Annotated in this window: 26 protein-coding genes; 14 read left to right on the top strand and 12 right to left on the bottom strand. The window is 52.6% G+C overall.

Going from position 1 to position 26,626, the window contains the following annotated elements:
- Positions 1–52: 52 nt before the first annotated feature.
- The 8 genes from A1332_RS20970 to A1332_RS20935 all read left to right on the top strand — a co-directional run bounded on the left by A1332_RS20970 (position 53) and on the right by A1332_RS20935 (position 10,666).
- On the top strand, positions 53–1,366 hold the full coding sequence (locus tag A1332_RS20970) for a hypothetical protein (RefSeq protein ID WP_064010365.1): 1,314 nt from the start codon (positions 53–55) through the stop codon (positions 1,364–1,366).
- 257 nt (positions 1,367–1,623) lie between these two features.
- A complete protein-coding gene (locus tag A1332_RS20965; protein WP_064010364.1) occupies positions 1,624–1,932 on the top strand; it encodes a hypothetical protein in 309 nt (102 codons plus the stop codon).
- Positions 1,933–2,002: 70 nt separating this feature from the next.
- Complete coding sequence (locus A1332_RS20960; protein WP_064010380.1) at positions 2,003–2,596, top strand: DUF6931 family protein; 594 nt, start codon at positions 2,003–2,005, stop codon at positions 2,594–2,596.
- A 10-nt stretch (positions 2,597–2,606) separates the two neighbouring features.
- Positions 2,607–2,900: a PAAR domain-containing protein gene (locus A1332_RS20955; protein WP_036279913.1), complete on the top strand. Its 294-nt coding sequence runs from the start codon at positions 2,607–2,609 to the stop codon at positions 2,898–2,900.
- A gap of 46 nt (positions 2,901–2,946) precedes the next feature.
- Positions 2,947–4,899 (top strand): type VI secretion system Vgr family protein, encoded by a 1,953-nt coding sequence (locus A1332_RS20950; RefSeq protein ID WP_064010363.1) that lies wholly within the window; start codon positions 2,947–2,949, stop codon positions 4,897–4,899.
- Positions 4,900–5,050: 151 nt separating this feature from the next.
- Positions 5,051–9,544 carry an RHS repeat-associated core domain-containing protein gene (locus A1332_RS20945; protein ID WP_082879810.1) on the top strand — a complete coding sequence of 1,498 codons (4,494 nt, stop codon included), beginning with the start codon at positions 5,051–5,053 and terminating at the stop codon, positions 9,542–9,544.
- A 2-nt stretch (positions 9,545–9,546) separates the two neighbouring features.
- Positions 9,547–10,074: an SMI1/KNR4 family protein gene (locus A1332_RS20940; RefSeq protein ID WP_082879809.1), complete on the top strand. Its 528-nt coding sequence runs from the start codon at positions 9,547–9,549 to the stop codon at positions 10,072–10,074.
- Between the two features lie 172 nt (positions 10,075–10,246).
- The gene (locus tag A1332_RS20935) at positions 10,247–10,666 is read left to right on the top strand and encodes a hypothetical protein (RefSeq protein ID WP_064010362.1); all 420 of its coding nucleotides are present in this window, start codon (positions 10,247–10,249) and stop codon (positions 10,664–10,666) included.
- Positions 10,667–10,704: 38 nt separating this feature from the next.
- On the opposite strand, the gene A1332_RS20930 is transcribed toward A1332_RS20935, so the two are convergent.
- Positions 10,705–11,901, bottom strand: coding sequence for an iron-containing alcohol dehydrogenase (locus A1332_RS20930; protein ID WP_064010361.1), 1,197 nt, complete (start codon positions 11,899–11,901; stop codon positions 10,705–10,707).
- Between the two features lie 2 nt (positions 11,902–11,903).
- Entirely contained in the window at positions 11,904–12,200 is a 297-nt protein-coding gene (locus tag A1332_RS20925) for an antibiotic biosynthesis monooxygenase (protein WP_026147042.1), read from the bottom strand.
- A 236-nt stretch (positions 12,201–12,436) separates the two neighbouring features.
- Between A1332_RS20925 and tssJ the strand changes: the two genes are divergently transcribed.
- The gene (tssJ, locus tag A1332_RS20920) at positions 12,437–12,943 is read left to right on the top strand and encodes a type VI secretion system lipoprotein TssJ (RefSeq protein ID WP_064010360.1); all 507 of its coding nucleotides are present in this window, start codon (positions 12,437–12,439) and stop codon (positions 12,941–12,943) included.
- Between the two features lie 75 nt (positions 12,944–13,018).
- Here tssJ and A1332_RS20915 read toward each other — a convergent pair whose 3' ends face one another.
- The 8 genes from A1332_RS20915 to hemB all read right to left on the bottom strand — a co-directional run bounded on the left by A1332_RS20915 (position 13,019) and on the right by hemB (position 21,904).
- Positions 13,019–13,306, bottom strand: coding sequence for a hypothetical protein (locus A1332_RS20915; protein WP_064010359.1), 288 nt, complete (start codon positions 13,304–13,306; stop codon positions 13,019–13,021).
- A 61-nt stretch (positions 13,307–13,367) separates the two neighbouring features.
- On the bottom strand, positions 13,368–15,407 hold the full coding sequence (prlC, locus tag A1332_RS20910; protein ID WP_064010358.1) for an oligopeptidase A: 2,040 nt from the start codon (positions 15,405–15,407) through the stop codon (positions 13,368–13,370).
- A 34-nt stretch (positions 15,408–15,441) separates the two neighbouring features.
- A complete protein-coding gene (locus A1332_RS20905; RefSeq protein ID WP_064010357.1) occupies positions 15,442–16,806 on the bottom strand; it encodes an HDOD domain-containing protein in 1,365 nt (454 codons plus the stop codon).
- 1 nt (position 16,807) lies between these two features.
- On the bottom strand, positions 16,808–18,097 hold the full coding sequence (locus A1332_RS20900; protein ID WP_064010356.1) for an HDOD domain-containing protein: 1,290 nt from the start codon (positions 18,095–18,097) through the stop codon (positions 16,808–16,810).
- A 4-nt stretch (positions 18,098–18,101) separates the two neighbouring features.
- Complete coding sequence (locus A1332_RS20895) at positions 18,102–19,382, bottom strand: HDOD domain-containing protein (protein ID WP_064010355.1); 1,281 nt, start codon at positions 19,380–19,382, stop codon at positions 18,102–18,104.
- Between the two features lie 72 nt (positions 19,383–19,454).
- Complete coding sequence (gene aroE, locus A1332_RS20890; protein ID WP_064010354.1) at positions 19,455–20,303, bottom strand: shikimate dehydrogenase; 849 nt, start codon at positions 20,301–20,303, stop codon at positions 19,455–19,457.
- Positions 20,290–20,865: a hypothetical protein gene (locus tag A1332_RS20885; RefSeq protein WP_064010353.1), complete on the bottom strand. Its 576-nt coding sequence runs from the start codon at positions 20,863–20,865 to the stop codon at positions 20,290–20,292. Before A1332_RS20885 ends, aroE begins: the two co-directional genes overlap by 14 nt.
- A gap of 22 nt (positions 20,866–20,887) precedes the next feature.
- Positions 20,888–21,904: a porphobilinogen synthase gene (gene hemB, locus A1332_RS20880; protein WP_064010352.1), complete on the bottom strand. Its 1,017-nt coding sequence runs from the start codon at positions 21,902–21,904 to the stop codon at positions 20,888–20,890.
- Between the two features lie 139 nt (positions 21,905–22,043).
- Between hemB and A1332_RS20875 the strand changes: the two genes are divergently transcribed.
- The 4 genes from A1332_RS20875 to A1332_RS20860 all read left to right on the top strand — a co-directional run bounded on the left by A1332_RS20875 (position 22,044) and on the right by A1332_RS20860 (position 24,913).
- Positions 22,044–22,691 carry an MlaC/ttg2D family ABC transporter substrate-binding protein gene (locus A1332_RS20875; RefSeq protein ID WP_231886626.1) on the top strand — a complete coding sequence of 216 codons (648 nt, stop codon included), beginning with the start codon at positions 22,044–22,046 and terminating at the stop codon, positions 22,689–22,691.
- A gap of 52 nt (positions 22,692–22,743) precedes the next feature.
- Positions 22,744–23,487 (top strand): carboxy-S-adenosyl-L-methionine synthase CmoA, encoded by a 744-nt coding sequence (gene cmoA, locus A1332_RS20870; protein WP_231886627.1) that lies wholly within the window; start codon positions 22,744–22,746, stop codon positions 23,485–23,487.
- On the top strand, positions 23,484–24,455 hold the full coding sequence (gene cmoB, locus A1332_RS20865) for a tRNA 5-methoxyuridine(34)/uridine 5-oxyacetic acid(34) synthase CmoB (protein ID WP_064010351.1): 972 nt from the start codon (positions 23,484–23,486) through the stop codon (positions 24,453–24,455). Before cmoA ends, cmoB begins: the two co-directional genes overlap by 4 nt.
- A 131-nt stretch (positions 24,456–24,586) precedes the next feature.
- Positions 24,587–24,913 carry a ComEA family DNA-binding protein gene (locus tag A1332_RS20860; protein WP_064010350.1) on the top strand — a complete coding sequence of 109 codons (327 nt, stop codon included), beginning with the start codon at positions 24,587–24,589 and terminating at the stop codon, positions 24,911–24,913.
- Between the two features lie 95 nt (positions 24,914–25,008).
- Here the strand turns inward: A1332_RS20860 and A1332_RS20855 are convergent, their stop codons facing one another.
- Entirely contained in the window at positions 25,009–25,356 is a 348-nt protein-coding gene (locus A1332_RS20855; protein WP_064010349.1) for a phenylpyruvate tautomerase MIF-related protein, read from the bottom strand.
- A 23-nt stretch (positions 25,357–25,379) separates the two neighbouring features.
- The gene (gene thpR, locus A1332_RS20850; protein ID WP_064010348.1) at positions 25,380–25,886 is read right to left on the bottom strand and encodes an RNA 2',3'-cyclic phosphodiesterase; all 507 of its coding nucleotides are present in this window, start codon (positions 25,884–25,886) and stop codon (positions 25,380–25,382) included.
- 432 nt (positions 25,887–26,318) lie between these two features.
- Between thpR and A1332_RS20845 the strand changes: the two genes are divergently transcribed.
- Positions 26,319–26,626, top strand: a 308-nt coding sequence (locus A1332_RS20845) for an orotidine 5'-phosphate decarboxylase / HUMPS family protein (RefSeq protein ID WP_197491526.1), incomplete at its 3' end; no start/stop codon positions are given.

Below are 26,626 nucleotides of genomic sequence, written 5' to 3'. Positions count from 1 at the left end.
TCGCGAAATCTCTTTACCGGTTCCCTATAAATCTTTTGCATCGAGGTGCGCTATGTATGACCAAGATCTTCCAAAACTTGTCCAATGGAAAAATGACACTCAGATTTTTCGCAAGACGGCTGGGGGCGTGATCGCCAAAATTGACGCGGATATCGATAATTATCAGAAAGCCTTCTCTAACATGGCGAAACGAAATGTACTCAACTCGTTGTCCCAATTGATAGTCAGCTGGGAGAAGATCCAATATTCGACGGTCTCCGGTCACGTCGCGGTAAAAGCACTCAAGGAAATCATCGCCAAGAAGCTTCGCGAGCTTGGTGCTCTGGCGCATAAATACAGCCAAGTAACCTTAATCGGATGGGAAAGGCCTTGTAGCACAATGACTGGGGATTATTTCAGGTTCGTCGATAAGGACTCCGGTGACCAACAAGGGAAATGCCACGAGATGATGCACGCTATCGAAAGCGCCCGCAACAATCTGGTTCTCAACGGCGACAACGATAGTACCCTCAAAATCTTCATGGCTCCGGAGTTCTATTTTCGCGGGGCTAAAGGCGCATATTCCTATGATTTGGTCGCCGACATTATTCCCACGATGAAAAAGCTCGGCACGGAGAACGGCATTTACGAACATTGGTTGTTCGTATTCGGCACTGCGGTCGCGGCAAGCGAAGATACCCAGACATTTTGTACAGTCTGTCTTCCTCCCAATAATCTCAAGATCAAGTTCGTCAAAGACCCGAAAAATCCTGCGAAAACGATTCCCCAATGCATGAACAATCCGGCCCACGCAACGGCCGAGGGCAGCTATGGTAATGAGGTTCAAAATGTTGCCCTGATTCAAAAGGGGCAAGATACCCATATGGTCGTTAAGGAGTACGTATCGGGAATCGACTACAAGGCTGATCAGGTGACGGTCACCGTTGGTCAGGGCAAGAGCAAGACCGATCAGACGAATTGGTATGTGCCTCCCGCCGGGAGTAGCCAGAGCCGTTTTGTCTCGAAGTTTAAGGACGAGCGTATGGGAGGGGGTATCTTTACGATCGATGGGATCACCTTTGGCATGGAAATTTGTCTCGACCACTCGCATACGAGCGCGACGCCGAATTCGGGCGGTCGGCTTGCACCATATGCTGACACAATTCAAATCTTACTCATCCCGTCATTTGGGATGACTATTGGTACGGGGCTGTATTGCGTCAACGGTGGGATCGTCTTCAATGTGGATGGTCAGAACGCTGGCTCGTCTGACCTTAAAGTGAAAGGTCATGTAGGCCCTCCCGTGGTGCGCAGGGATGTTGCTCCCCAAAAAGCCTCTGGCAAACTTGGAGTATGGGGGCCACTTACTATGCCGCATCGAATCTAATCTTTATTGGCCCCGTATGGTGGATTATTTATAGAGTGAATTCGCCATTAGGCATTCCACCATGGGATTTGTGACGTTGTGGCAATTTGTTCTGGATATGCTTGTGAGTGTCGTAGCGTGTAACCTGTCAAAGGTTGGTTAGGTGCTAACAATATAAGCTTAATTCGTTGACGCGGAAAAGTTTAAAGCTATTGGTACTAACGGGTTGCTAAGTAGATGATCATCGAGGTCTATCCAAATACGAAGATGTTCTTGAAATGATTGCTTACAAGTATCCTGAGGAAAAAGAAATACTCATGCACTATGCTCGTAAACTAAAAGCCAATGACATCATCGAGATTATTGACAATGGATACGTCAAAAACGCCAACGAGGCCAAACTGCTAACGGCGTTTTTCTGGCAGATGGTCGACGAGTCGGTTAAAGATGCGGAGCAGGGCTTGGATGCAGCTGGTCACCGCGATCTTCAAGCCTATGATGAGTACATCATGAATACATTAAGATCCTATCTGATTAACGCCGGATATGAAAAGGAATGGAATGACGATGATGAGCCTGGGCAGTGAGAGAATCGGCATAATAGGCGAACGGTTTTTCGATTTATATTTGATAAGGTGAATGGAAAGTGGGGAATACATGGCTGGCGCGGCATCTTTAACAAAAGTATCAGTTCCTAAAGCTTCGGCGATTTGCCGGGATATTCAACTGGATCAGCAGGCAGTTGCAGGTCTGGTTGCCGACCCTGCACCGGTTGATTTTTTGAATAAGCTGATCGAACAGCAACTCTATCCCGATGCGGTCCGCTTTTTGGCCCGAGCTTTACCCAAGCGCGAAGCGACCTGGTGGGCCTGTCTTTCCGCGCGTAGCGTGGTGAGTCCGCAAACCTCCCCCGAAGTCGTTAAAGCCCTTGATGCCGCGGAGTTGTGGGTATTTAAGCCAACCGAGCCGAATCGGCGGGCTGCCAACGCCGCCGCACATAGTGCGTCGTTTGAAAATCCTGCCGCTTGGGCTGCCATGGCCGCCTTTTGGAGCGACGGCAGTATGGCTCCGGAAGATGCGCCATCGGTGCCGCCCGCCGATAACCTCACTGCGAAAGCGGTTGCCGGTGCGGTGATGTTGGCCGCGGTATTGACTCAGCCGGAAAAGGCTTATGAGAAATACCAGTTTTTTATAGAGCAGGCTATTGATATTGCCAATGGCGGTAACGGCCGTATTTGGCAGGCTGCTTAAGGAGATTGCGATGGGACAACCGGCCGCACGTTTAACCGATATGCATGTTTGCCCTATGTTTACAGGGCCTGTGCCGCATGTTGGCGGCCCGATAAGCGGCCCAGGCGCACCGACCGTCATGATCGGCAATATGCCTGCGGCGCGCGCTACGGATATGTTGGTCTGTGTTGGGCCGCCGGATACCATCGCGAAAGGCTCGGCAACGGTTTTGATAGCCAATATGCCGGCTGCCAGAATGGGCGACATGTGCGCCCATGGCGGCACCATTGTTCTCGGTTACCCTACGGTACTGATCGGTGGCTGACGCCGGTTGTATCAAAAAATTATCGTTTTAGCGTTAGGATTTCACCATGCCACTTTCTCAAGATCATCGTGCCGCTTCGGTGGTTACAGCCGCTGGTGCGGATACATTTGTGCTGTATCGGATGACCGGTAGGGAGCAACTGAGCAGTTTGTTCGAGTACGAATTGGAATTGCTAAGCGAGGACGGCGATATTGATCTGCAAACAGTGTTGGGCACCAGTATTACCGTCAAATTGCAACTTGATAACGGCGCGCTACGCCCGTTCAACGGCATTGTCACACAGATTAATCAATTCGGTATGCTCGGCGACCTGTATTTCTATCGGGCTATCGTGCACCCGAAAGTGTGGTTATTGACGCAATCCAGTAACTGCCGGGTGTTATCGCCGGCGCCGGCAACGAAAAATGTTCCGGACATGGTCAAGGCTGTCCTCGCCGAGCATGGTTATACCGACGTGACGACAAAATTTTCCACGACTTATCAGCCCCGCGATTTTTGTGTGCAGTACCGGGAAACCGACTTCAATTTCATTAGCCGGCTGCTCGAAGAAGAAGGTATCTACTATTACTTTACGCATACCGATAGCATTCATTCACTGGTTTTATGCGATGACATCACGCAGTTGACGGCCGCATCACCGGCCACGGTTAAATACTACCCCGGTGCAAATCAGGATAACCGCGATGAAGAACATTTTTACGAATGGCGGCTTGGGCGGCAAATCCGTTCCGGCAGTTACCGCTTAAAGGATTTCGATTTCGAGGCAACGACCGCGCCTTTGGATAAAGTCACCGACATTACCGGTCAACATGCTCAGTCCAGTAAAGCAGTCTACGACTATCCGGGTGAATTCAAAGTAGATAGCGAGGGCGAGCGTTATTCGCGTCTGCGTATGGAAGAGCTGCGCGCCGAGCACGAGCAAACCTTGGCCATCGGCACGGTACGTACGCTGGCAGTGGGGCAAAAATTTACCCTGTCGCAATTCCCGCGCGCCGATCAAAACCGCGAATACCTCACGGTATCGACCCAATTCCAGATTCAAAACAATGATTATGGTATTGCCGAAGCGGGCGGCATGGACGAGTTTCAATGTACCTATTCCGTTATCAGTACCGAATACGCCTATCGCCCGCCTCGCCGCACCCGCGTGCCGATAGTGCAGGGGGTACAAACCGCCATAGTCGTGGGGGCGAGTGGCGACGAAATTCTTACCGATCAATATGGGCGGGTTAAAGTCCAGTTTCACTGGGATCGGCTAGGCACAAAAAATGAAAACAGCTCGTTTTGGGTGCGGGTTGCGCAGATTTGGGCCGGCAATAATTGGGGTTCGATGTTTATTCCGCGCGTCGGGCAGGAAGTGATTGTGGATTTTCTGGAAGGCAATCCGGATAACCCGATCATCACCGGGCGGGTCTATAACGCCCAACAAATGCCGCCCTATGCCTTGGATGCCAACAAAACCCAAAGCGGCATCAAAACCCGCAGCACTCCCAACGGCTCTGCCGAAAACTTTAACGAAATTCGTTTCGAAGACAAGAAAGATAGCGAAGAGTTTTACATGCACGCCGAGAAAAACTTTACGCGTATCGTGGAAAACAACGACGTGCAGAAAATCGGTTTCGAGAAAAAAGATGCCGGCGACCAAACTGTGGACATCTACAATCACCGTACCGTTACGTTGGACCAGGGTAACGACAAATTGACGGTCAAGACCGGCAATCACACTGTCGAAATCGAGCAAGGCAACGACAGTCTGACGGTTAGTCAGGGAAACCGGACCATCAAAGTCAATACCGGTAGCATTTCCGAGGAAGCGGGACAGTCAATAGAGCTGAAAGTCGGCTCCAACAGCATCAAAATCGACCAAAGCGGCGTTACGATCAAAGGCATGACCGTTAAAATCCAGGCGGATACTCAAGCCGAATTGAAGGGCTTACAAACCACGGTCAGTGGCGATGGTATGTTGACCCTCAAAGGCGGGATGGTCATGATCAACTGATGGTCATTTTGCCGTCGCTCGGAACAATCAGGATTAAGTAAGGATTATGTCGAAATACTACAGGGATAAGCAGCGCCGAGCAGGCATCAAGCTGGGTCGGGGCGCCTACTCGTTTATTGTTCCCAAAACGCTTGCCAGGATGGTGGCGTAGATGGCCGGTTGGCGAGATCCTAGGCCAGCGGGCTCTGAGATCAGGCCGCGCAAGATCGACACCGGCACGACGATTCGCGACTCTTCGCCGCGACCGGCGCCGATAGGCGTATTGCCCGGTCAACCGGCCAAGGCGGCCCCACGCATAACATCGGCACGCAGTGGTTTGGTGATATTGAAGCCCGGCTCGCAAGGTGCCGAGGTCAGACAACTGCAAGTTTTGCTAAACGCCTGCCTTAGTCCGTCGCCAGACTTGGTCTTAGATGGTCGGTTTGGCCAGGCTACTGCTAACGCGGTACGCCAGTATCAACAAGGTGTCGGTATTAACCCAGACGGCATCGTTGGTAAAGACACTTGGTTTTATCTGCTGAAACGCGATCAAGCTAAATTCGCGCCGGCGATGTTGCCGCTCGCCAGTGCGAGTGGCGCTGCGACGCCTTCTGCTAGCCCTGCGCCTAAACCCCCTGTTATGCCGGTTGAAACGGTTGGGGATTGGACGTTGGAACGCAAATTCGCAGAAGCCCTGCGCCGCACCGCACCGAAACTGCCCGGCAGCATGCGCCGCGAGTTTGAGGCGCTACTCAGTCCAGAAAGTCTGGCGATGATTGCCGCCACCCTAGTGATTTGGGCTGGCGCCCATGTGTTTGGGGTTGGCGAAATCGTCGACATCCTGATGTTGGTCGGCGGCATTCTGATGTTCGGACTGGCGGTATTCGGTGTCGCCCGCGATCTGGGCGAATTTTTGGCGATCACCGCCACCGCCAGTAATGAACAAGATCTCGACGAAGCCGCTACACACCTAGCGGACGCCATCGCGGTGATCGGCGTCGCGGCTTTCGTCGCGCTGCTGGCGAAAGTACGCTCGCTGCGCGGGAAAAAGGGCTTGGCCCGCGCCGAATCGGGAGCCGCCTCCGAAGTAGTAACGCCGTCGCAAGCAACCGGCAAATCGTCATCCGCTAAAGCGCCGGCACGTGCGGGTGCGGCAGCAGAGGGGGAAACTGCGGGCGGGGCCTCCACCTCCAAACAAACCGCATGTCCGGGTAAGGATTGCAAAACCGCCGGTGAGCCGATCAGCATGCTCACCGGCGAGGAAATGCTGGAAAAGATCGATTTTACTTGGGATGGCCCATTGTCCTTGGCTTGGCGGCGTTATTACCGTAGCAGCCAATCCGATGTCGATCATCAATTGGGCTACGGCTGGCTGACGCCGTTAGACGAGTGGCTGGAAGTCGGCGAGCGCGTGACGTTCTGCAATGCCGATGGTCAGCGTATCGATTTGCCGCTGCCCAAGCCCGGAGCCTATAGCATTAATCTGCCGGAACAGGTTCGCTTGTACCGGGAAAATGGCCAATTTCGGCTTATCGATCAAAGCGGGTTGGCGAAAACCTTTACTGGCAGAGTTGGTCGTTGTCCGCTGCGGGCTTGGCACAACAGCCAGGGCCAAAGCCTGTATTTTCACCGCGATGCCAATGGCCATGTCGAGCGCATCTCCGCCAGCTGGAACAAGCATCTGCTCGTGGAACGCCAGGGCCGGCATATCGTCGCGATTCGTCCCGGCAAGCGTAACGGAAGCGGATTCGAGGCGGCCGGCGAGCCGTTGGTGAGCTATCTGTATAGTGACGCAGGCGATTTGAGTGGCGCTCGCGACCGGCTCGATCAAGGCGAAAACTACGCCTATCGCAATCACGTCCTCGCCCGCCGTACCTTAGCTAGCGGCTTTAACTTTTACTTCGAATGGGATCAAGACACACCGCAAGGCAAATGTCTGCACAACTGGGGCGATAACGGCGTCTACGATTACCGCTTCGAGTGGTTGGCGGACGGCGTCAGTCATGCCATCGATTCGCGCGGCGGTGTCGCGGTGTATCGGCACGATCCGCAAGGCTTGTTGCTCTCCGAGCGCAGCCCGGAAGGCCGGGAAACCCGCCACAGCTACAATGCCGACAATCAACTGGCGCAAACCGTGGCGCCGGACGGCGGTATCACCCGCTTTAGTTACGATAAAGAAGGCCGCTTGATCGGCGTGTCCGATGCGTTGGGTTTTAGTCAACGCGTCAAGTACGACAAACAAGGCAATCCGGTCGAACTGATCGATGCCTTGGATCAGCGCTGGCTGCGCCGCTACGATGCCAGCGGCCGTCTGGAAGAAACCGTCGCCGCCAACGGCGCGGTCACTCAATACCAATACAACGCTCAAGGCGTGCCGGTACGCATCACCGATGCCCTGGGCCGGACCCGCTCGCTGTTGTGGGACGAACAGTTGCGCTTGGTCGGCGAAAGCGGCTTCGACGGCATTAAGACCCGCTACCAATACGACGATGACGATCGTATCGTTGCTATCATCGATCAAGACAAACGCACCACCCGTTACGGCTACGATGCCGCTGGCCGCGTCACGGCGGTGCAACACGCAGACGGCAGCACCGTGCAATTGCGCTACAACGCCGCCGGCCTGTTGACCCATTACATCGACGGCCTGGGCAACACCACCGAATACCGCTACGACGACGGCCTGTCCCAACCCACCGCACGCATCGATCCGCTGGGCCATGAAATGCGTTATCGCTACGACAGCGAGCGCAATCTGATCGGCCTGATCAACCCGAAAGGTGAAACTTACAGCCTTAACTACGACCGCGACGAAAATCTGGTCGAAGAAATCGGCTTCGACGGCCGTATCCAGCGCTACCGCTACAACGCCGCCGGCGTGCTGGAAGCCTACCTGCAACCGGGCGCCGATGGCGATTGGAACGTCACCCGCTTCGAACGCGACCGTCTAGGCCGCTTGCTGAAAAAGCACGCCGCCGACGGTAGCCTGAGCCAATACGGTTACGATCCGCTGGGCCGTTTGCAGCTGGCCAAAAATGCCGACAGTCTGGTGCTTTTGGGTTACAACGCCCTGGGTCAGATCAACCAGGAAAACCAGAACGGCGCCATCGTTCGCCACAAATACGACCTGCTGGGCCGCCGCATCCACACCGAGACCCCGGACCGGCACCGTATCGACTACCGTTTCGGTGAGCGCTACCTGGACAGCATCGAATTCGACGGCCAAACCCTCACCAGCCACCGCTACGACGAATTGGGGCGGGAAATCAGCCGTAGCCAGGGGCAACTCAACACCGACTACGACTACGATCCGATGGGCCGCTTATTACGGCAACGCGCCGCCCTCAAAGGCCAAGCGGCGATCATCGGTCGTCAGTACAACTACGATGTCGCCGGCAAACTTCGCGAACTGGACGACCTGCGCCAAGGCCGTAGCCAATACCACTACGACCCCGCTGCCCGCTTGATAAGCAGCGAAGGCCTCAGCCCGGAAAGCTTCGTTCACGATCCGGCCGGCAACCTATTGGGCGCCAGCGCGGAAGGAGGCAGAATCGAAGGCGACCGTTTGCTGATGATGGGCGACCGCCACTATGCCTACGACGCCGCCGGCAACCTGATCGAAGAAAAACGCGGTAAGGCCGGCCAAATCGTTACCCGCTACCAATACGACGCCGACAACCGCCTGATCCGCGCCGAAACCCCGCAAGTCACCGCCCATTACCGTTACGACGCCCTGGGCCGGCGCATCGCCAAGCACACCGAGCAAGGCGAAACCCGTTTTCAATACGACGGCCAGCGCCTGCTGGCGGAAACCGATAGCCGGCGCAGCCGCACCTATCTATTCGAACCCGGCAGCTTCCGGCCCTTGGCGCTGCATGAACGGGACAACACCCAAGCCGGCGGAAACACCTACCACTACCACCTGGATCATCTCGGCACGCCCCGGGAACTGACCGACAGCCAAGGCCAGATCGTCTGGTCCGCCCGCTACCGCGCCTACGGCAATCTGGCTTTTGCCGATGTCGAAGCCATCGACAACCCGCTACGTTTCCAAGGCCAGTACTTCGACGCCGAAACCGGATTGCACTACAACCTGAACCGGTATTACGATCCGAATGCGGGGAGGTTTATTCATCAGGATCCGATAGGGTTGCAAGGTGGAAGTAACGTCTATCGGTATGTACCGAATCCGGTGAACTGGATTGATCCTTTGGGGCTTACTGGGAAAGACTGTGCAAACGTTGGATCAATCGATTATGGTTCACTTGATGATCTTGGGCGTCCGACAGGAGTTAAAGCCACGATAACGAAGGATATGATTAATACTGGAACTTCTGCTAATCCTGCTATTCAACCGCCAGGTTGGTCGGGCAATGGAACTGCTTTTAATGAGGCTCGTGGACATCTGTTAGGCAAGCAACTTGGAGGCTCTGGCGATATACCGGAAAATTTGGTTACATTGCAGCAGAATTGGACCAATACGCCAACGATGCGTGGATTTGAAGGGCAAGTAAGAGCGGCTGTTGAAGGGGGGCAAGTAGTTGATTATTCGGCAACGCCAATCTATAACGGCAATAATTTGATCCCTAAAGCCGTCACTCTTGTCGGAAAAGGCAGTGGTGGTTATGACCTAGGTGTTTCCATTCTAAATCCAATTGGTTTCTAAGCATGACAATTGAAAGAGTTAAGTCGATACTTTCTCCGCCTTCAAGGCCTACTGATGTCCCTAAAAACGATGATTGGCAAGAGATCGAAGCTAGAATGGGAACTTTATTGCCGAGTGATTACAAGGAGTTTGTAAATAAGTACGGAACAGGCAGGATCGCGAATTTTTTATGGATTTTTAATCCGTTTTCAAGAAATGAAAATTTAAACTTGGAAACCCAACTCGATAGGCAGCGAGATGTATTTGCTGATCTTGAATCTTTTGGAGAGGTTTTGCCATATAAACTATTTCCAAAGGATGGGGGGATATTCCCATTTGCTATGACTGATAATGGAGATGTATTATTTTGGCGTACCTGCGGTAACCCTGATCAGTGGAGTCTTGTGGTAAACGATGCGCGATCACCAGAATGGCAGGAATTTGCGTTGCCATTCGGTGAATTTTTATTTGAGTTACTTTCCGGTAGACTGGTTTGCGTCGTATTTCCTAGAAGTTTTCCTGGTGAATCGCTGAAATTTGACACATTGTAGTCCGCGTAGATACTGTTAGCGTCAGCATAATCGTACGCAGGGAAAGCGTATTGGCTTACTGCCAAGTCCTGAATGAAAACTGCGCCCTCGTCCGGCCGGCAACCTGATCGAAGAAAAACGCGGCAAAGCCGGCCAAATCGTCACCCGCTATCAATACGACGGCGACAATCGTTTGATCCGAGCGGAAACGCCGCAAGGGACCAGCGCATACAGTTACGACGCCCTGAGCCGGCGTATCGCCAAGCACACCGCGCAAGGCGAAACCCGTTTTCAATACGATGGCCCGCGCCTGCTGGCGGAAACCGATAGCCAGCGCAGCCGCACCTACTTATTTGAACTAGGCAGCTTCCGGCCCTTGGCGCTACACGAACAGGACAATATTCAGCCTAGCGGCGCCACTATCACCTGGATAATCTCGGCGCACTGGGAACTGACCGACAGCCAAGTTCGCATCGTCTGGTCCGTCGGCTATTGCGCCTATGGCAACCTGGCTCTGGCGGATGTCAAGGCGGTCGACAACCCTCTGCGCTTCAGGGGGCAGCCTTTAGGGTTTCTTGAATCAGCAAGTGTTGTCCTGCGGACGGTAACCTAATCGACATAAATGTGGGCATTCATCGAGGCTAGGTCGAATTAGAGCCTTTTACGTAAAATTTCACCAATCTCCTCATCGGTCAACACAATCGGATTGGTCTGCATGCTGCTTCCCCGTGCATTGGCGACGATGTGTGGAAAGTCGGTTTCGGCGATGCCGTAGACGCTAAGGCGGTCCAGTTGTAGCCTATCGCTCCAGTCGGCTAGCAGCGCGATCAGCGCGTCGCGGGCCGATTGGTCGTCCAGTTCGTTTTGGCCGGTTAGTAGCCGGCCTACTGCTGCGTATTTGGCGAGGGCAGGATTGGCCGCTTCGCGGGCTTGCATCGCGCGGATGTTGACGTCGGTTGCGACAGCGACTAGCGTGCCACAAACCACGCCGTGCGGGATCGGGAAGAAGGCGCCCAAGGGCGATGCCAAGCCATGCACGGAACCCAAACCCACTTGGGCCAGCGTGATGCCGGACAATAGCGCGGCGTAAGCCATCGCGGCGCGGCCTTCGCCGGCTTCCGGTTCGACTCCGCGCCAGGCCTCGAAAAAGCCGGCTTTGACGGCCTGCATGCCGCTCCAGGCCAACGCGTCGGTGAATGGATTGGCCTTGGCCGAGACATAGGATTCCATCAATTGGGTTAACGCATCCATGCCGTCGGCGGCGATTAGTGCCGGCGAACAGCTTGCCAACAAGTCCGGGTCGAGGATGGCGTATTCCGGTACCAGGCATTCGTCGCGGAACGATTTTTTGAAGCCTTGCGGACCTTGCACGCTGAGCACCGAATTTTTGGTGGCTTCGCTACCGGTGCCGGCTGTGGTCGGCACCGCTATGAACGGCGTGCTGGGGCCGCGATACGTTTTGTTACGGCCTACGCCTTCCAAATAATCCATCACCGAGTCGCCACTGGGGAGCAAGCCGGCGATGGCCTTTGCGGCATCCAATACGCTGCCGCCGCCAATAGCGACCACGACTTCGATATGCTCGTTACGGAATTGGTCCACCATGTCGTCGATCAATTGCGGCGAGGGCTCGCCGGACACTATGCAATGCCGCCATTCGACGCCTTGCCCGGCCAAATCGTCAATAAAGCGTTGCCAGCGCGGCGTGCCGAAAAACGACTGCTTGCCTGTGACCAGCATTGTTTTGCGGCCGTATCCGGCGATCAGCGCTGGCGCTTCGTTTAAACGGCCGCGGCCGAACAAAATTCTGGGCAAGCGGGCAATATAAAACGGTTTGAAAGCCTGCATGCTCAAGCCTCCGGAAACAAGGCTTTATATGGAACGCCTTGGCGCGGCTGGGCCATCCAGTCGGCGACCGCGTCGCGCCAGGCCAGATAATGTTCGGTTTGTTTGTGCGCCGCCGCATCTTCCGCGGTTGCGTAGACTTCGTACAGGATAAACTGGCTGGGGTTGTCCGGGACTTGCAGTACATCGAAGCGGCGGTTGCCGGATTCCCGTACCGAAGCTAAATGGTTCAAGCGGGTGGCGGCGATGAAGTCGTCGATATGCTCGGGTTTGACGTGGACGTGAACGAGGGTAACGTGCATGGCTAACGAATGAAGAAGTGATACCAGCCGCTAAGCATAGGCCAAAACTGGCGGCGATGGCAATGCTAGGCTGGGTATTAGGGTTTTGGGCGAACTCTAATTTGCAGGCTGCCCAAGCCCCGATCTTGCAATAATTTTGAATACGGTTGTTTGTGGATCCTTTGATCGAATCCTTACGCCAACTACGGACGTCTATGGCAGAATGTATTCATTTATGTTTTTTAAGGGATGATCGTATGTTGTTAACCAGAATACTGCCGATTTTGTTTGCTTCCATCCTGGCGTCGTGTGCGGATGTGCCCGAGCAGCCGGCCCCACCACCGCCTACTGTCGTTGAGTTGACGCTAAACAGCACCGCTTCTATTAACCCCGATGCCGACGGTAAAGCGTCGCCGGTGGTGTTACGAATCTACGAGTTGCGGGAGCAAAGCGGTTTTAACGGAGCCGATTTTTTTGCCATATTCGATAAAGAGCAGGCCACTTTGGGCGCGGATTTGGTACGTAAGCAAGAGTTGGTGTTAAAACCCGGCGAGAATAAAACCTTGCGGATCGAACCTGCCGCTGATACTCGGATATTGGGTTTTTTTGCGGCTTTTCGTAAATTGGATAATGCCGGCTGGCGCACGTTGACTGAGTTGAAGGCGCATCAGAACAATGCGGTTTTACTGAAACTGGATGCGAATAGTTTAACTGTGACCAATACGCCAACCGAGCCACCGCCCGCGGCACCTAAGGAAGACTAACCGGAGAGAAAGTTTGTGCGAGACTATGGGGGGGGTGGGGTTGCTAAATCCTTGGTACCTGAGCGTTTCAATCGCTTAAAAAATCGGTACGACCAGCACAAACACGAACGCCACTACCGTCCAAATCACGATCTTGGTTTTTAAAGGCGTGTGGCGCCACAGGGTTTTCAGCTCATCTCGCATAGCTTGCGAGCGGTCTTCGGCGGCGCGAATGCGTTTAAACGCGCCTTTTAGCGTCTGGCTTTCCTGTTTCTGCTGTTCTTCATACAGCAATTCGTCGAGCTGGGAATAGAACACATCGCAATTCGGACACTTAAACTCCTCGCCCAATCTGGGCTGGCCGCATTGCGGGCAGTTTTTCATGCTAACTCCTTAGAAACTCGCTTTGCCTTGATGGCCACCATCAAGGCAAAGCGGGAAAAATTTACGCAGCGATACCGTTATGTCTGAGCAGGGCGTCGATATTGGGTTCGCGGCCGCGGAAGTTTTTGAATAGTGTCATCGCGTCGCTACTGCCACCTTGTTCCAGGATGTTGTGCAAGAACGCCTCGCCTGTGGTTTGGTCGAAGATACCTTTTTCTTCAAACAAGGAAAACGCGTCCGCCGATAACACTTCCGCCCATTTGTAGCTATAGTATCCGGCCGCGTAACCGCCGGCGAAAATATGCGAAAAGCTGTGGGCGAAGCGGTTGAAGTCCGGGACCTTGACTACGGCCACTTGATCGCGCACCTGTTTCAGGATGCTGTAAATCTGGCCGCCCTTGGCCGGGTCGTAATGTTGGTGCATCTTGAAATCGAATAAGCTAAATTCCAATTGGCGCACCATCATCATGCCGGCTTGGAAGTTCTTGGCGGCCAGCATTTTGTCGTACAAGGCATCGGGCAGAGGTTCGCCGGTTTGGTAATGGCCGGAGATCAGGCCCAGTGCTTCTTTTTCCCAGCACCAGTTTTCCATGAACTGGCTGGGCAGTTCCACCGCATCCCATTCGACCCCATTGATACCGGATACGCCAAGATGATCGATTTGGGTCAACATATGATGTAGGCCATGGCCGAACTCGTGAAACAGGGTTTCCACTTCGTCGTGCGTCAACAAGGCCGGGTCGTTGCCTGTGGGCGGCGTAAAGTTACAGGTCAAATAAGCGACGGGCGTTTGTAATGCGTCGCCGACTTTTTTCCGGCATACACAATCGTCCATCCAGGCACCGCCGCGCTTTTTGGCGCGGGCGTAGAGGTCCAGGAAGAAGCGGCCGCGCAACTGGCCGTTTTTATCCAGGATTTGGTAAAAGCGCGCGTCCGGGTGCCAGGTGTCGAAATCTTTGATTTCACTGATTTGCAAGCCGTAGAGTTTCTCGACTATGGCAAACAGGCCGGGTACGGCCTTGCTGTCGGGGAAATAGGCTTTCACTTCTTCTTGCGATAGTTGGTAGAAATGCTGACGCATTTTTTCCGAGTAATAACCGATGTCCCAAGCTTGCAAGTCGTTTAGGCCGTGTTCGGCGGCGGCAAACTCTTTTAGTTCGGTCAAATCTCGGCGGGCCTGGCGCCAGGATTTGTCGGCCAGGTCTTCCAAAAACTTCACGACGTCGTCGGTAGATTTGGCCATTTTGGTGGCCAGCGAATATTCGGCGTAGTTGTTAAAGCCTAGCAGTTGGGCTTTTTCGTGGCGCAAGGCCAGAATTTGCTCCATGATCTCCGAGTTGTCCCATTGCCCTGCATGTGGGCCTTGATCAGAGGCGCGGGTGCAAAAGGCTTCGTAATGCTCGCGGCGCAGTTCGCGGTTGTCGGCGTAGGTCATTACCGCCAGGTAGGATGGAAATTGCAGATTGATCAGCCAACCCTCCTTGCCTTCCGCTTCGGCGGCTTGTTTGGCTTGTGCCAGGGCCGATTCCGGCAGGCCCGCCAAGTCGGCGATATGGGTAATCTGCTTGTGCCAGGCATTGGTGGCATCCAGCAGATTTTCTTCGTACTGGCTGGCCAGCTTGGATAATTGCTGATTGATGTCTTTGTAGCGAGCTTGTTGCTCGGTAGGCAAGTCCACGCCGGATAAATGAAAATCGCGCAGGGCGTTATTGACGATTTTTTGTTGGGCACGGTCGAGTTCGGCAAAGTCGGCGCTGTCGTGGATGGCCTGATAAGCCTCGTATAAAGCCCGGTTCTGGCCGGTTTCGGTGGCATATTCGCTGAGTTTGCCCAGGCAGGCATTGTAGGCGTCGCGCATCGCTTCGCTGTTGACCACCGAATTCATGTGGCTGACCGGCGACCACGCTTTGTTGAGGCGGTCCTCGGCGGCTTCGATGGGCTCGATCAGATTTTGCCAGGTGTAAGGGCCGCCGGTTTCCAGCTGGCGTGCGATGGCTTGTCGGGCGTCGCTCAGCAACTGATTGATCGCAGGTTCTACGTGTTCGGGCAGAATTTTGGAAAATTGTGGCAGTTCGGTGTTTTCTAGCAAGGGATTGGTCATGTCGGCAGCCAGTCTGATATGAATATCGGGATGATTAGGATAATAAATGCATTGCGGCGTTAACCCGGTTTTGGGCTTTTTTCAACACCATCAAGGAAAAATCAGGGTTCAGTTTACCGTGATTTAGTTTGCTGTAAGACGGAATCGAGTTGATATAGGGCAGGTCGCGGGCATTGCCGGAACCGAAATAACTGTGCAATTTGGCCAGAATGACGATGTCGGTCATTGTTAATTCAGAGCCGCTATCATAAAGCCAGTTTTCTGCTTGATGCGGAATGTTGCCCAGTTGTTCGGGAAATCCGAGGGTATGCAGCATCAGCACGCCGACCGGGCCGCGCAAATAGGGCAGCGCGGTTTGTAGTTCCTGGAAGCTGGGGCCGCCGTCGGGAAACTGTTCGGCAAAATGCAGCAAGGGAATCGCGCCGATGTCGGCAATCAAACCGCCCAGCAGGGCGTCTTCCGGGTTGATGTTGCTACACTCCTGTGCCAGCACGAAGCTTAAACTTGAGACATACAGGCTGTTTTTCCATAATGATTGCATGCCTTTCATCAGTTCCGGGTCGGTGCAGCTGAATAACTGTTTCATGCTGATGCCCATCACCAGATTGCGCGTGGCATTCAGGCCGATACGGGCCACCGCGTCATGGCAATTGTTGATCGATATTTCTGTGGCATACAAGGGGCTGTTCGCAACCTGGATTAATTTCGCCACGATAGGCGGGTCCAACTGAATAATGTCCGCAGCCCCACGGATACCGATGTCTTTTTGCACCGCATCTTTCAGCTTCAGTGCCACATCAGGCAAGGAAGGTAGGCGTAGTTTGTTTTCCCGATAGGCTTGGGCGAAGCTGTTGAAGAAGCGGCTGCCGTTAATCGGCTCCGGTAGTTGAATATCGATCAGTTCCACGCAATTGGCGCTTTCCTGGCTTTTATCCGTCCACAAGCGGTTCAGTTCGATAGGGATTTCCAAAATACGCACATCGCTGAGCGCCGTGGCGGTAGCGCCGCAACGGCTACCGCTGTTCAGCGGCAGATTTGCTAGCGTGGAATCGGCGTCGATTTGATAGCGGCTATCGCTGTCCGGTTGCATGGACAGTTGTCCCGCCAACAAATACAGTACGCTGCTAGTCGGTTGCCCCAAGGAAAAAATAATCGCCCCCTTGGCGTAGGTCAAACTGAGATGCGGTAATGAGCTTAAGGCTGCGTCGTCAAGATCGCGCAAGGGAGCGAATTTTTTCAGCTGCGCTACTGTGAGGGCTTGCCGATGGGTGGCGCTGGGCTTGGATACGGCGCTGTCGGTTGGCTGACTAGACGGGTTTTCAGCGGCAGATGTCACTGCTCTCGGGGTTGGCTTTTTGGCGGCGGTATTTTTTTCCAGTAGCTTGGAAAACCAGTTCATCTTATGTCCTGAAAAAGTTTATGGCCTCGGCAATTTGCTGTTTTGCGTCCTGTAGCGCTTTTAGCGACATGTCCGGCGTCAGTGCGCTATCGTCCAGTTTTTGAAAGGCAGGCAAGGTGTTTAGCGGCGGCAGTTTTTGGGTATTGGCGCCGCCGAGTTGGCTGTGAAATTTTGCTAACAAGACCACGTCATACAGTTGTAGGCCCTGGCCGTCGTCGAAGTACCAGTTTGTGGTATTGACGGGAATTTGCTGGAAACTATCGGGGAAATGCCATTTTTTCAAAATATAGGTGCCTAACAAACCTTGCAGGCAGGCGATGCTGGCCTGTAATTCGTCTTCGGTATACCGCGACATGTCGATGCTTTCGGCAAAGGTGACAATCGGCAATGCGCCGATGTTGTGGATTAACCCGGCCAGTAAGGCTTCGTCGGCGTTTACTTTTCGGGTAAGTCCGGCCAGCGTGTGACTTAGGCTGGCAATCTGGATGCTTTGTTTCCAAAGTATCTGAATGATGTTGTTCAGGTTCCGGTTGCGGCTTCTGAACAGCTGGTGCAGACTGATGCTGGTGACCAGGTTTTGCGTGGTTTTAAAGCCTAGCCGATTCACTGCATCATGACTGCTGGTGATTGGGTTGCTGCCACGGTAGATCGGGCTGTTGGCTACCTGAATCAGTTTGGAGGATATAACGGGGTCCAGGTTTAAAATCTTTACCGCATCGGCGATGCTGATGTCTTTTTGCAAGGCACTGCGCAAACGCAAGGCAACATCCGGTAGGCTGGGAACATGCAGATTGTCGGCTCTGAACGCATCGCAAAAGCTATCGAAAAAAAAGCTGTTTCGCAGCTTGGGAGGAATGCTCTCCGGGTTGATCAGCGGATTGTTGACGGGTTTGCTGCTGTGTTGCAAGTTGGACAGCGGCATGTAGATGATTTGGGTCGCCGATTTGGCGATCGCGCTGAAGGCGTGTTCGCCGGATGTTGCCAGCGGATAACAGGCTTTAAACGTATTGGCTTCGACCGTATAACCGGCGCCATTATTAGCTTCCAGATAGACGTTGCCGGTGTAGAGATAGCTTAATTGTTCAGCCTCGGCGCCGCGGTTAAATATGATGTCGCCGGGGTTGAAGTTTCGCATTGTCACCGGTATCGCCAACAAGTCCGCTGCCGGCAAGTCCCCCAGCGGGATGAGCTTTTGCAGGTAGCTCAACGGCAGTTGGTTGACAGTTGCTGCGGGGGGGCTGCTCTCGGTCGGCGTTTTATCCGGGGATTTTTTTAAAAATTTCCAGATCATGCGGCTAGGACGAAAAAATGCTCAATGCTTCGTGAATCTTGGTTTTGGCATCGTGCAGGATCGCCAGCGTATTCTCCGGAGACAAAGAGAAGTTTTTCAATTTGGCCGCCGCCGGAATGGCGGTAATCGCCGGCAGATCCGCGGTAGCCTTTTTGCCGATCAGGGCATGAAGTCTGGACAGGACCACTATATCGGTGACCGATAAGGTATCGCCGCTGTTTTGAAACCAGTCGCTGGACGATTTGGCCACGTCGATGAATTCTTCGGCAAAATCCCATTCTTTCAGCACCACCGCGCCAACCGGACCTTTGATGATGGGCATGGCTTCCAGAATTTCGGCATCGTTATGGTATTCGGGTGGTAAGTTGGCGGTAAAACTCAGAAAGGGAATCACGCCGATGTCGCAAACCAAGCCGGCCAGTAAGGCGTTCTCCGGATTTTGCTGCAAGCTGTGGCTGGCCAGCACATGACACAGGCCGGACAGGTAAAGGCTTTGCTTCCACAGCTCTTCCAAATGATTTTTGATCAGCGGCGATTTGCTTTTGAAAATCTGCTTCATACTCAGCGCCGTTACCAGGTTGCGCGTGGCATTCAAGCCGATACGCACGACAGCATCCTTACAGTTTTTCGCGGGTACGTTGGTCAGATACAGCGGGCAATTGGCGACTTCGATCAATTTGGCGGAGATGGCCGGATCCAGCTGGATGATCTTGACTGCTTCGTCGATGTTGACATCTCTTTGGATGGCTTTGCGCAAATTGATCGCCACTTCAGGCAGCGAGGGGATTTCTATCTCGTGGTCGTTATTCTCAAAGTGTTCGACGAATAAGCTCAATAGCCGGTTGTCATGCAAACCTTCCGGAATGGACAATTTGCCGTGGTCTTGGCGGCTCGGCGTCAGCATGATTTTCAGGGATACCCGCAGCAGGTCTACCTCTGTTTTGGCGGTGGCGGTGGCGGTGTGCTTGATACCGCTACAGATCGGAAACTTGGCTTGCGCACTGCCCGCCGATATTTCATAGCTTTTGCCGTTGTGATCGGCCAGGATCACCGTGCCGCGCAACAGATACATTGCACAAGTGGCTTGCTGGTTGACGCTGAACAAGGTACTGCCGGCCTCCAGGGTTTCGACGTGATTCTCGGTAGCGAAAGTTTGTAATATCTCGTCGCTTAAATTCCTGATGGGGAATAACTGTTTTAGAGTTTCCGGCGTAATGCGTTGCGCACTATGCTGAGATTTGCCCTTAGCTTGGGATTTTTCAAAAAAAGCTCTGATTCCACTCATATTCTTCCAGTACACGTTAATGGCGGCGGTTTGGGGAGATTGTTACCATGGACATCGCCCCGGTCAATAGTTTCATCTGTTTGTGCTGTTTACGTTGCGTTCGTCGTTTAATAAGCCAATTACGGGGGCAGTGTGCGGGCGAACGCTTCTCCAAATGCAAAAAGCTTCGGCAGCCTGCTCCACCAACATGCCCAGGCCGTCCAGACTATGCACGGCGTCATGGGTTAAGCCCCATTTCACGAATGCGGTGGCTTGGTTGGCGTAAGCCAGGTCGTAGCAACTCCCGCCCGCGCTTAACAGCTCCTCGGGTAATGGCGGCAAATCGCCGCTGAGGCTGGCCGATGTAGCGTTGATAATCAAATCGAATTGTCGGTCTACAAGACTAGCGTAATCGCAAGCTTGCACCGCGCCCAGCGCTGTGAAATCGGCAGCGATAGCTTGCGCTTTGCCTATATTGCGATTGGCGATTATCAATGCGGATGGCTGCTGTTCCAGCAGGGGACGGACGATGCCGCGCGTGGCGCCCCCCGCTCCTAGGATGAGAATCTTGACACCCTTCAGCTCGATGCCGTGGTTTACGGTTAAGTCGTTCAGCAAGCCGATGCCGTCGGTGTTGTCGCCCAAAATGCTGCCATCCGCTTGGCGGGTTAAGGTGTTGACGGCTTTTGCCAGACGGGCGCGTTCCGTCAGGTGATCGGCATATTGCCAAGCCAGTTCCTTGAGCGGAACGGTGCAATTCAGGCCTTTGCCGCCTTCGGCGAAAAAATGGGTTGTCGCCGCTGTAAAATTTTCCGCAGACACCTCTTGGGCTGCATAGTCCATGAGTTGGCCGGTTTGTTCGGCAAATAATGTATGGATACGCGGTGATTTGCTGTGGCTGATCGGCTGGCCGAACACCGCATAATTATCAATTTTCATCATCGGTACTGTATTTGCTGCGCCAATATTCCCAGAGGAAAGTGCAGGCTGTCACCAGCACGCCCAGTCCTATACTGATAGGCATAAAGTTCTCAAAATAGGCCACGATCAGCGCGCAGGTCGCGAGGAAAAAGCCGAGTAAGCTATATTGCCAGCCGATGCGTATGCCATCCAGCATCGTCGCCAAGGCCAGGATCAACAAAATCACCAGGCTGGCGCTCCTGTCGGATAACTGCTCGGATTTGTTGAGCAATGCGGCTGCTATCACCACAACCAGTGTGTGCAGCCAATGTAGACCTTGGGCTTTGACGATGTCGCCAAAGTCGTTTTCGTTGGTTTTGGTTTGTAGCCAGGACACGAAAATAGACAGCATGCCGAACACGATCACCATGAATAGCCAGTAGCCATAGCCGTCGTGCGGGTTGAATTCGGTAATAGCGATGCCTAACAGCGACAAAACGACCAGCAGGATAAATACCGCCTGTTCCAGTCCGAAATAACGTCGGCGCTGTTCAGGCGGATTGTCAGTCGAATTATTGTCATCAGGATCAAAGTCTTCGTTCATGCCGGGTCCGTTTATCTGGTTGTTATTGTTGTTTTAGCCACTGGGCAGCGGATTTAGCGTAATAAGTCAGTATCGCGTCGCAGCCGGCACGCTTAAATGCCAGCAAGGATTCCATCACCACTTGCTGTTCGTCGAGCCAGCCGTTCTGCGACGCCGCTTTCAGCATCGCATACTCGCCACTGACCTGATATGCAAACGTAGGTACGCCAAATTGATCCTTGGCGCGGCGGATGATGTCCAGATAGGGCATGCCGGGTTTGACCATGATCATATCGGCGCCTTCGCGTAAATCCAGCGCAATTTCCCGCAACGCTTCATCGGAATTGGCCGGATCCATTTGATAGCTGTATTTATTACCGCCGCCGAGATTACCCGCTGAGCCAACCGCATCGCGGAACGGGCCGTAGAAGCTGGAGGCGTATTTGGCCGAATAGGCCAGAATTCGGGTATTGCTATGGCTATGTGATTCCAACACGGCTCTGATCGCACCGATGCGGCCGTCCATCATATCGGAGGGGGCGACGATGTCGGCGCCGGCTTCGGCATGCGACAAGGCCTGTTTGCACAGGACTTCGACGGTTTCGTCGTTGACTACGTAACCGTTGCCGTTCAGCAGTCCGTCCTGGCCGTGCGAGGTAAAAGGGTCTAAGGCCACGTCGGTGATTACGCCCAATTCCGGTAGCGCGTCTTTCAAGGCCCGAACGCAGCGCTGCGCCAAGCCGGCAGGGTTGTACGCTTCCTCCGCGCTTAATGACTTTTTGTCCGGATCGGTCACCGGGAATAGGGCAATCGCCGGAACGCCGAGGTTGAATAATGATTCTGCTTCCTTGAGCAACAGGTCGATGGATAGCCTGTTCACTCCCGGCATGGACGCGACCGCTTCTTGTTTGTTATTGCCCTCGATAACAAATAGAGGGCAAATTAAGTCGTCGCTGCTTAAGCGATTTTCCCGCATCAGCCTCCGGGAAAATGCCTGATAACGCATCCGGCGCATCCGGGTGGCCGGGAAAAAGTCGTTAGGGTATGACATCTCTTCCATAGTAATATAGTGGGGTAATTGCCGGCCCAATGGGCTGGCTAGAATCTGGAGCCGGGTTAGTGCTTCGGCCTTTATTTTAGCAGTGTATCGAATGAAGGCGGTTGAAATTAGCCGGCGATACTTTTTTGAGATGGTTTTTATGAATATCAAACGTCATATGCATTTTATCTTTGTAGTGGTTTTTAGCTTGTTTGCCAGCATGTTTTTGTCTTTGCCTGCTACGGCAGGGGATTTGAGCGAGCCGCAGCGGGCTATCGAGGATGCGTCCAACAAGTTGAAGCAACGCTTGCAGGATCCTTCCTTTCCGCATGATTTCCAAAAAATCAATGCTTTCGTCCAGGAAGTGATTTATCCGAATGTGGATTTCGATCTGATTTCTTCGCTGGTGTTGGGGAAAATGTGGAAGGATGCTTCGCCAGCGGAAAAAGATAGCTTTAAAAAAGAGTTTCAGGTTTTGTTGATCAGAACCTACTCCCGTGCTTTTTTTGAGTTTAAAGACTGGTCCGTGCGGTTTTTGCCGATTACCCCGGAAGAAGACGAAAGAAAAGTACTGATCAAAACCGAAGTCTTGCAACCTGGATTACAGCCAATCGCCGTTAACTATCGGATGCTAAATGTTAAAGGCCAATGGAAAGCTTACGACATCATGATCGAAGGCGTGAGTTTGGTGACTAACTATCGCACCAGCTTCAAAAACGAAGTGGAGCGTACCGGTTCGTTGCAAGAGGTTATCAACCAATTGGCTAAACGCAATACCGAAGCGTTAAATAGCAAGAATAATTCATAAGTTTTCCCCCTTCTTACAATGTTCCCGGTTTTGCCGTTCAGGGCGGCCGGGAATGATCATCAGTATGCAATCCGCTAAAGACTCTCTGTACGCCAGTCCGCTGGGCGAAATCAGCGCATTTACCTTCGACGAAGCTGTCGTCAAAGTCTTTCCGGATATGATTCAGCGTTCAGTTCCCGGTTACAGCACCATTATCTCGGCAATCGGTTTATTGGCGGCACGTTTTGCCAAGGAAGATAGCGTTTGTTATGACTTGGGCTGCTCGTTGGGTGCGGCGACCTTAGCCATGCATCAGCAAATCACGACTAAAAATTGCCGGATCGTCGCGGTGGATTGTTCCGCGGCAATGGTCGAGCAATGTCGGCAAAATCTGTCGGTTGCCTCAGAAGGGGCGGATATAGAAATCGTATGTGCCGATATTCGCGACATGGCGATTAGCAATGCCTCGGTGGTTGTGCTGAATTTTACCTTACAGTTTATTCCGTTGGCCGATCGTCAGGCATTTTTGACGACTATCTATCGTGGTTTGTTGCCGGGCGGGATTTTGATTTTGTCCGAAAAGTTGGCGTTTGACGATGCTCGGCAGCAGGCTTTGCAGATCGATATGCATCACTTGTTCAAAAAAGCCCATGGTTATAGTGAGCTGGAAATCAGCCAAAAGCGCAGTGCTCTGGAAAATGTGCTGATTCCGGAAACCTTTGCTGCGCATCAACAGCGCTTGAAAGCGGCGGGGTTCGCCAGCGCGGAAGTCTGGTTTCAGTATTTCAACTTCGCTTCGATGATTGCATTGAAATGATGCTATACCAAGGTCTTTATCAAGCGCTGGCGGCGGCCGGCGACGAAGTCTGGGTAAGCCGTTTACCTGGGCAATTGGCGGCGGCTTTCGCGGATTCGTCACATGGCGATTTGAAGCGCTGGCAACAGGCGGTAGATAAATTGCCGCAATTGACGCCGTCGAGTGTCGATTTACTGGATGGTGTCAGAATCGGTCAGGCTGAGGATATTTCCGACGAGATGCGGGCCGGTTTGCGCGAGCAATTGATGCAGTTACATCCCTGGCGGAAAGGGCCTTATCGGATATTCGGCATCGACATCGATACGGAGTGGCGTTCGGATTGGAAATGGGATCGGCTGAAAGACCAGATCGCACCGCTACGGAATCGACTGGTTTTGGATGTCGGTTGCGGCAATGGTTATCATTGTTGGCGCATGCACGGTTCGGGAGCGAGATTGGTAGTAGGTATTGACCCAACATTGCTCAGCGTCATGCAGTTTCAGGCTATCCGCAAGCTGCACGGCGACGCGCCGATTTATTTGTTGCCGCTGGGGATAGAGGATGTGCCGCCCAATATGGGCTTGTTCGATACGGTGTTTTCGATGGGGGTGTTGTATCACAGGCGTTCGCCTATCGATCATTTGCTGGAGTTGAAGGGCTGTTTGCGCTCTGGCGGTGAATTGATTTTGGATACCCTGGTGGTCGAAGGCGATGCCGCGCAAGTGTTAGTGCCTGAGGGGCGTTATGCGCAAATGCGCAATGTGTGGTTTTTGCCGAGTTGCGCGGCATTGATGTTGTGGATGCGCCGCTGTGGGTTTAAAAATATCCGCTTGGTGGATGTTTCCAAAACTTCAGTCGAAGAGCAGCGTAGTACCGAATGGATGCGGTTTCATTCCTTAGCTGATTTTCTCGATCCGCGTTCTGCTGATTTGACTTGCGAAGGCTTGCCAGCGCCGGTTCGCGCGGTGATTGTGGCTAGCGTCGAGTAATCAGTGGATTTTTGTTTTTGAATTGTAAAATTCAAAGAACAGACTAAGATTGACTAGCTTGCAAGATCAGCCGATATGCGTATGCGCTGACTTAGTCCAAGCAGTCATTAAAATCCAATCGGAGAAAATTCATGAAAAAGTTATTTGTGCTTTTTATGCTGTATTCTTTTGCCGTATTTGCTGAGCCAATCAATATCAACCAAGCGGATGCCGAAACCATTTCCAAGGCCTTGACGGGAATAGGTCCGAAGAAGGCTGAGGCGGTGGTTCAATACCGCAAGGAGCATGGCGATTTTAAGACATTGAAAGACTTGGAAAATGTGTCAGGAATCGGTGAGAAAACCGTCCAACAGAATGAGAAGAATATTCTGTTTGGGGATTCTGCTCCCGCTGCTGCTGAAAAAATCGATAAGCCCGAGAAGCCGGAAAAACCCCAAGAGCCTAAAAAACCAAAATAAAGCGACTGAGTTGGCGTGCTTGAGTCTGGCGCGCCAACTCATCAAGTCTGTTTTGTCTGAAATACACAGTCATATTTATTTGACGTTCGGGTTGTCTAGCCAAATGTCGAGCCGTTCCAACCCCAAAAATCAGCCGGACAGTTACTGAATTCAATATAAATCCTATCTTGAGGGATCGAAAGTCGGGTGTTTAGCAATTGGCATATTGATGCGGACAGGTTTTTTGCCTGGCTACTGCTCAGGCCGATACTTTTACATTCCAGATATGCCAAGGGTGCTGCGCTGCCGGCAAACAACATGGCGTTGTTTTCCGCAATGCCAATCATGACGTATCGCTCCGGTTTGCCGGTTTCTTTGGACATCAGTTGCGATAGTTCGCCTAGCATTTTTGATTTTTGTTCGGTGTCTAACGTAACGTTGGTATCGAGTTTTAAAAGAGGCATGATTAATCTCCTGCTTTGGGTTGTTAGCTTGCCGGCCAGCGTTGAATGATCCGGTATTCAACGCCATTGGCACCTGAACAGGATTCTACCAAGCAGAATCCGGTTGATCGCCAAAGAATAGGAGCGAAATCGAGATCGATTGCCGAATTGACCTTTTTGACTAAAGTGACATGCGGCTTAAATGGTCTGTCTTCGAGAGCTATTCCTTGTTGCTTAGCTATGCTGGTTAAGCTTTCGTTCAATATCGACACGCTTTGATCGAATTGACTGGCGGTTAGGCATAGCACGGCAGGTTTTTTCCAGAAACTCAGGCGATCAAAAGTTAGCGTCATCAGTGGTGCTGGCAGTTTTCCGGCTTCCCTGGTGAGTACGGTCTGTTGTTCTGGATAAATACTTCCTAAAAACAACAGCGTGACATGCAAATTTGCCTCGCTAACTGGTTTTCCGGTCAGGTTTAATTTGCCGGTTAAAGTTGCGCATTGTTGCTTGATGTTTTGTTCCGGCCATAAGGCAAAAAAGAGACGTTTCAAGCTGTCTTTCTCCGGTTGTTTTTAGTTGGAGGTATGACTTTTTCATATTTTCGATGGCAGGCAAAACACGCCGATTTGGGTGCTGAAAGCTGGCGGTCAAGTCAATGGCGGCTGCCGTGTTGCTGGCAGGAAAGACAGTTAACCAAAAAATATCGAGATTTATCAGCTTGTAAGCTGTGAATCCTAAAATGGAAATACAATTTCGTTCGGTCCGCCTGCGAGTTTGTTCAGCCTAAGGTTACGCCGCGGAATTGTCTAGTAACAATTTGTCCTTACAATCTATAGGCTGCGCGGAGTTGCTAAGCATTGACATATATCCCATTTCTATCTTACAGTTACAAATGCATCACACGTACGTGACAAGCCTAGCGGGTTGTGGCAATTTGCAAGAATCGGCTATTACTAAAAATTAAAACTTTCGGAGCACATCACATGGCAAGACCATTAATTCAAATGGCGTTGGATTCACTGGATTTCAACCAAACAGTTGCATTGGCAGATCAAGTAGCACCCTATGTCGACATTTTTGAAATCGGCACTCCTTGCATTAAATACAACGGGATCAACCTGGTTAAAGAACTGAGACAACGTTACCCGGACAAATTGTTGTTGGTTGACTTGAAAACCATGGACGCTGGCGAATACGAAGCCGGTGCTTTCTATGCTGCTGGCGCGGACATTTGTACTGTGCTGGGCGTATCCGGTTTGGCCACTATCGCTGGCGTTATCAAAGCTGCGAA

Origin of the sequence: Methylomonas methanica (assembly GCF_001644035.1) — a bacterium.
In the GTDB taxonomy this organism is placed as follows: domain Bacteria; phylum Pseudomonadota; class Gammaproteobacteria; order Methylococcales; family Methylomonadaceae; genus Methylomonas; species Methylomonas methanica_A.
This window is presented reverse-complemented; position numbering and strand designations above follow the sequence as displayed.